General features: G+C 66.5%; 6 protein-coding genes. All 6 read right to left on the bottom strand.

The features are described 5' to 3' along the window. Window positions 1-274 precede the first annotated feature (274 nt). The 6 genes from ACG2LG_RS23440 to ACG2LG_RS23415 all read right to left on the bottom strand — a co-directional run bounded on the left by ACG2LG_RS23440 (window position 275) and on the right by ACG2LG_RS23415 (window position 5,665). The gene (locus ACG2LG_RS23440) at window positions 275-811 is read right to left on the bottom strand and encodes a hypothetical protein (protein WP_396263240.1); all 537 of its coding nucleotides are present in this window, start codon (window positions 809-811) and stop codon (window positions 275-277) included. A 20-nt stretch (window positions 812-831) separates the two neighbouring features. Beyond that, complete coding sequence (locus ACG2LG_RS23435) at window positions 832-1,980, bottom strand: ABC transporter permease (RefSeq protein ID WP_396263238.1); 1,149 nt, start codon at window positions 1,978-1,980, stop codon at window positions 832-834. A gap of 3 nt (window positions 1,981-1,983) precedes the next feature. Further along, window positions 1,984-3,132 (bottom strand): ABC transporter permease, encoded by a 1,149-nt coding sequence (locus ACG2LG_RS23430; protein ID WP_396263237.1) that lies wholly within the window; start codon window positions 3,130-3,132, stop codon window positions 1,984-1,986. Then, window positions 3,117-3,812 carry an ABC transporter ATP-binding protein gene (locus ACG2LG_RS23425; protein WP_396263235.1) on the bottom strand — a complete coding sequence of 232 codons (696 nt, stop codon included), beginning with the start codon at window positions 3,810-3,812 and terminating at the stop codon, window positions 3,117-3,119. The genes ACG2LG_RS23430 and ACG2LG_RS23425 overlap by 16 nt, the downstream gene beginning before the upstream one ends. Beyond that, complete coding sequence (locus ACG2LG_RS23420) at window positions 3,809-5,203, bottom strand: efflux RND transporter periplasmic adaptor subunit (RefSeq protein ID WP_396263233.1); 1,395 nt, start codon at window positions 5,201-5,203, stop codon at window positions 3,809-3,811. Before ACG2LG_RS23420 ends, ACG2LG_RS23425 begins: the two co-directional genes overlap by 4 nt. Window positions 5,204-5,296: 93 nt before the next feature. Next, complete coding sequence (locus ACG2LG_RS23415; protein WP_396263231.1) at window positions 5,297-5,665, bottom strand: hypothetical protein; 369 nt, start codon at window positions 5,663-5,665, stop codon at window positions 5,297-5,299. Window positions 5,666-5,842 lie beyond the last annotated feature (177 nt).

Here is a 5,842-nt window from a genome sequence, read left to right as displayed (position 1 = left end):
AATTCCCCCCGCCCATGTGTTGCGCACTTATTTGACATCGTACTGGGTTGCCAAATGGGGAGTCTGTTGATTTCGGGTGGTTTTGACTTCGTCCGAGCGAGCTTGTGCCTTTTGCAGGGATGGTGTCGCCGGAGACAGCCCCGCCTGCGCTCCTTCGGAGCTCAATCATCGAATGCCACGAACTCCACGGGTTCGCACCCGTGGCTACGTGCCGACGTCCCTCCGGGACTTCAGGGCCTTCCAACCCAGCGCCCCGAGACTTTCGAGCAGCCGCTCAGCGTTCGACCTCGATCGCACTGGCATTGATCACCAGGGCGTCGGTGGACGAGCCTTCGGCGACGGTGCCGCTGACGATGAGCTTGGCCAGGTTCCCGATGCCACCGACACCTTCAATCGACTCCTTCAGCACGCGGCCGTCGGCATCGACGATCTGAATCGTGGCGGTCCCACGCTTCTTGTCCTCGGGCGTGTCGCAGCAGGCGTCCCAGGGAGTTTCGCAGCCATCGTCGGGCTTCTCGTTGCACGGCGTGAGCACCGCCGGATCTCCCAGGATGAAGGCGGCGCGGCCTTCGACGAAGGGGTGTTCGTTACCCATGACCTGGCCACTCACCGTGACCTTGTCGCCGGGCTGGATGGTCTGCCGGGCCATGTGAATCGGCGAGGCCTCCCCGTCGGGTGCGGCTTCGATCACGGCGGTCAGCGCGGCACTCGGACCGGTTTCCGGCGGATCCACATCCACGGTGCTGGATTTCTCACAGGAGGCCGCCGCAAACGCGGCAAGGAACAGGGCGGTGTACTTCATTTTCTTCATGATGGTGGGGTTGGGTTGAGTTACATTCGCAGGGCGACCGGAAGCGGCGGCTTGAGGCAGCGGATCGCCGGCGGCAGGGCGCCGAGGAGTCCGAGAAAGAGCCCGGTCAGGATGCCGGCAAGGGCGGCACCGGGACCGATCTCGACGGTGAAGGCGCCGATCGAGAAGGGCACCGTCTGCCCGTCGAGCAGCCACACCGCGACCGCCGAGGCGACCAGCGCGCCGCTCAGGCAGGCGAGCGTGCTTTCCTGCACCAGGCTCCAGAGCAGCGTGCCGCGGCTGAATCCGATCGCCTGCAGCGTGCCCATCTCGCGCACCCGCGAGGCGAAGGCGGCATAGAGGGTGTTGATCCCGCCAAACAGCGCGCCGGCGGCAATCAATCCGGCAGTGATCCAGATCATCCCGCGCAGCGGGGCGAAGAAGTTACTAAGCTTGCCGTAGTAGTCGGTCTCGCGGAGCGCGACCAGCTCGAGGTCGAGGCGCTGCTTCGCGAACAGGTCCGCCTCCGCGAAGTCCTCCGGGTCATCGAGGCGGACGACGACACACGAGAGCGACTCCCGCTGCGCCAGCACCCGGAGATCCGAGAGAGTCGTCCACACCTCCGACTCCAGCACCGTTCCGGGAGCGGCAAAGAAACCCGAAAGCGTCATGATCTGGCCATTGATCGAAACCTCGCTGCCGACCTTCAGCGTGTCCTCTTGGATTCCGAGGCTCCGCCAGGCAAGCCGGCCGAGCATCACCTGTCCGGCCTTCGGGAAGCTGCCCTCGACCAGCCAGACCTCGGGATGCACGTGCAGCGCCGCAGGCGAAACCCCGCGGAAGGTGGCCTCGACCTGCTCGCCATCGGGCAGGCCGAGGTAGTTCATGTAGTAGATCTCGCCCGACACGGCCCGCACGCCGAGCGTCTCGGAAATGCCGGGAATGCTTGCCGCCGCGATCCCGGCGGCCTGCTCGGCCACCTCGCTGCGCTGCACGCTCTCCTCGGATCCCGCCCCGAGCAGGATCACGTTCTGCGGCGAACCGGATGCCGAGAGCACCCGCTCCATGCCCTGGTTGATCGCGACCGCGACCATCACCAGCAGCACCACCAGGGCGCTGCCGCCGACCGTCTGCAGCAGGCGGGCTTTCGAGCGGAATAGATTCCGGGCGGCGTAACTGAAGGGGAGCATAAGTCAGTCTCTGAGACTCCGGACGATGGGTTGACGGATGGCCTGGATGGCCGGCCACAGCGAGGCGAGGATGCCGAGCAACAGGCCCGAGGCGACTCCGGTGAAGACGACGACGAGATCCGGCTGCACGGAGAGCGCGAGGCCCTCATTGCCCATGGTGAAACTCTGCCACCGGAGGAAAGCGGCGGCCCCGATGACCCCGGCCAGCCCTCCGACGAGGCCAAGCATGCCGCCCTCGCTCACCACCAGCGTGGCGATGGCACGGCCCGGGTAGCCGAGGGTCCGCAGCACGGCGTTCTCCTTGACCCTTCCCCTGACGACCAGCAGCAGCGCATTGGCGACCAGGGCGGCCACGGCCACCACCGCGCCGACCCCGAGCCAGCGGGTGAACGCCACCAACTCGATCAACTCGGAGGCGGTTTCGGCAAAGAACGCCTTCTCCGGCTTGGTGTCGGTCGGCTCCGAGGCGGACCGGAAGAACTCGTCGATCTCCTTCGAGACCGACTCGAGTTGATCGGCCCGGTCCACACGAACGTTGAACTGGGTCACCACCCCGAGCCCGGCCCGTGACGCCTGCTGGAGAAACGGCAGCTTCACGTAGGCGACGTTGTTGTCCTGCGCGTTCGGCGAACGAAGGATGCCCGAGACCGTGACCGTGACCCCGGCCGCGTCAAATCGATCCCCCGGGGAAAAGCCGCGGCGACGCGCAAAGTTCTCGCCCAGCAGCGCGCCGTCGTCGCGCGCCATCCACTCGGACTCGCTGCCCTCGATGATCTCAATCTCGGGCGCGAAACGGGTCAGCAATCCCGGTGGCACCCCGCGGAAGGTGACGACATCGAGCGAGGCGCCGCAGTTGTTCACCACCACCTGCACCGGAATCACCTCGCGCACGCCTTCGATGCGGCGCATCTGTTCGGCGTAGTGCTCCGGCAGGCGGCTGGTCGAGGGACAGAAGCGGTTCTCCCGGTACACCACCAGCACGGTATCCGCCGCCGTTTGCTCGGTCGCCTTGGCGAGCGACCGCTGCAACGTCTCGACCGCCGTGAAGAGAAACATCCCGGAGGCCACGCCGAGCACCGTGAGCAGCGAGCGCACGCGGTGCCGCGTGAGCTGAAGCCACGAGAGATGCAGTAGGTTCAGGAAGGAGCGCATGCGTTTTCAAGGAGTTGGCCTTTTTCCAGATGCAGGGTCCGGTCGGCGGCCGCCGCGGCCTTGGCGTCGTGGGTGACCATCACGATCGTCTTGCCGTGTTCCTCGGCGAGGTTTCGGAGCAGCGAGAGGATGTTGGTCGCCGACTCGCGGTCGAGATCGCCGGTCGGCTCGTCGGCCACCAGCAGGGATGGATCGGCGACGATCGCGCGGGCGATGGCGACCCGCTGTTCCTGCCCCCCGGAGAGCTCGGTCGGCGCGTGGCTCGCGCGGTCGGTGAGGCCGACGAGGTCGAGCGCCGTCGCCACCCGTTCCCGGCGCTCCTTTTTCGAAAGCCCGGAGAGCAGCAGCGGAAGCTCGACATTCTCGAAGGCGGTAAGCACCGGGACGAGGTGGTAGAGCTGGAAGATGTAGCCGACATGGGCGGCCCGCCAGGCAGTGAGCTGGCGACGCCCAAGGGTGGAGATCTCCTCACCGGCGATCACCAAAGATCCCTGGCTGGGCGAGTCGATGCCGGAAAGCAGATTCAGCAGCGTCGTCTTTCCGGAGCCCGAAGGTCCCATCAGTGCGAGAAACTCGCCCTTCGGCACGTCGAGATCGAGGGCCTCGAGCGGCGTCACCACCGTCGACCCCTTGCGGTAGCTCTTCGACACACCGCGGCATTGGATCATCAAGTCATTCATGGCTGGATCAATTCAGGGTTCACGCGCTGACCGTTGCTCAAATCTTTCGGATCGAGCACGACCCACTCGCCCGGGCGCAGGCCGCGGTCGATCCGGACGTGCCCGTCCTTGGTTTCATCGGTCGGGGCGACCATCCGGCGCTCGACCCGCTTCGACTCCGGGTCGCAGACCCAGACCGCATCGCCGGCGAGCGCCGCTTCAGGGATCCAGGTCACCAGCACCACGCCCGGCGCGGCGGTCGCGCCGACCTGCGACACTTCGAGAAACTCGACGCGGCAGAGCATCTCGGGCCGGAGCTGGTCGCTGGGGTCCTCGATGCGCACCTTCGCCTGCAGCGTGTTGCGCTGGATGTTCGCCTCGCCGGTGATGCGGGTGACCTCGCCGTGGAAAATCGTGTCGGGGAGCAGGCTGCAGCGGATGCGCGTCCGCTGGCCGATCTGGAGTCCGGCAGCATCGGCGAGCGGCACGTCCACCCGCACTTGAAGCTGCGCCGGATCATAGAGAATCGCGACCGTAGCGCTGTCCATGTCGTCCATCGCCAGCATCTTCTTCTGGCCCGGGGCGCTCAGCAGGCGCAGCACGCGGCCGTCCACAGGCGAATCGATCTCCGTTCGGGCGAGGGCAAGCTCGGCCTGCTCGACCTCCACCTCGGCGGCGTTCACCACGCTCTCGAGGACCAGGATCCGTGCTTCCAGCCGCTGCACCTCCGCCTTCTGCTGCTCGACGGCGGCAAGGGCCTCCGCCTCCCCGGCCCGGGCCTTGAGGTGGGCGGCACGGACCTTCACCCGCTCGGTTTCCGAGATCGACCCCTCGGCCAGCCCTTCGATCCGGCTGAGCCGGTCCGCGGTCTCCGAGTGCAGCGCCATGGCCGCCTCTGCCCGCGCTTCCGCCGCGGCCACGCTCCGCCGCCCGGCTTCAATCGACTTCCGGTGCTCGACCAACTCCGCCTTGCGGGTGCGCAGCGCTTCCTGCGCCGCCTGGAGAGCGAGACGGGCGTCGTCATCGATCAAGGTGACCAACTGCTGGCCCTGCTTCACCGGGTCGCCCTCCAGCACGTGGACCTTTTCCACCACGCCATCGACCAGAGCGGTTGCCTTGATCGGAAGCGGATCGGGTTCCACCCACCCGCTGGCTTGGAAGGCCAACGGGCTGTCCCATGCCTTGGGCGAATCGACGCCAGCGACTTCCTCGACGCTGGAGGAATCCGAGGAAGTGGCACGGACCAGGGCCACCTCGACCTCGGCGGCCGGCAGGATCCGGTCGCGGAAAAGCACGGCGAACAGCAGGGAGAAGCCCAGCGCCAGTGCCGCGGGAATGGTCCAAGGCGGCAGGGCCCGCCGGTTTTTCGATGGGTCCTCGACTCGGGCGAGGGATTTCAGGGATTGATTCATGGAAATGGCAAATCGGGAGACGGAGCACCCGTGAACGGGCGCGAATTGGGTGCCCTCCCAGGGCACGGTGAAACGGGGCGCAAGAGCCCGGCTTCAAAGTCTCCAGATCGCCAAGACGGCCCGCGAGGGCGGACCCGTCGTCGGACCACGAATCGATTCGGCGCGACTCAGCGCTCCTGCCGAAGACACCAGCGGCGGCACCACCATCGTTTCCGGAAGATCGGCGAGATCCGTCACCGGCACCGGCGGCACCTCGGGAGTCGGCCCGGGCACGGCGGCATCCGGCAGTTCCTCGATTTTCGGGCACCCCCCGGCGCAATCGCAGCCGTGATCGTCGCAACAGTCGCCGCAGCAACTTTGCCCGTGGATCAGATCCGCGACGCACAGGCACACCGGCCCTCCCACTGCGGGCAGCGAAAAGCCGACGCAGAGCAGGAGAACGGATGCCAGAAGGCGCCTCATCACGGTGTCATTCACGTCTCTAAGAGACTCAGGGTCAAGGATTGATTCCCAACGAAATGGCCTGAACCACCCCGCGAGCCGGTAGGGCGTTTGCTTGGCAGGCTATGATTGGATGGGTTGTGCCATATTGATGGTGTTCACTGATTTTTGGCGGTGGTCGCGGTAGTGGTCGAAGGC

Origin of the sequence: Haloferula sp. A504, from assembly GCF_044385805.1 — a bacterium.
Classification (GTDB): domain Bacteria; phylum Verrucomicrobiota; class Verrucomicrobiia; order Verrucomicrobiales; family Akkermansiaceae; genus Haloferula.
Note: the sequence above shows the minus strand (reverse complement) of the source record. Positions and strands in the feature narration are given on the sequence as shown.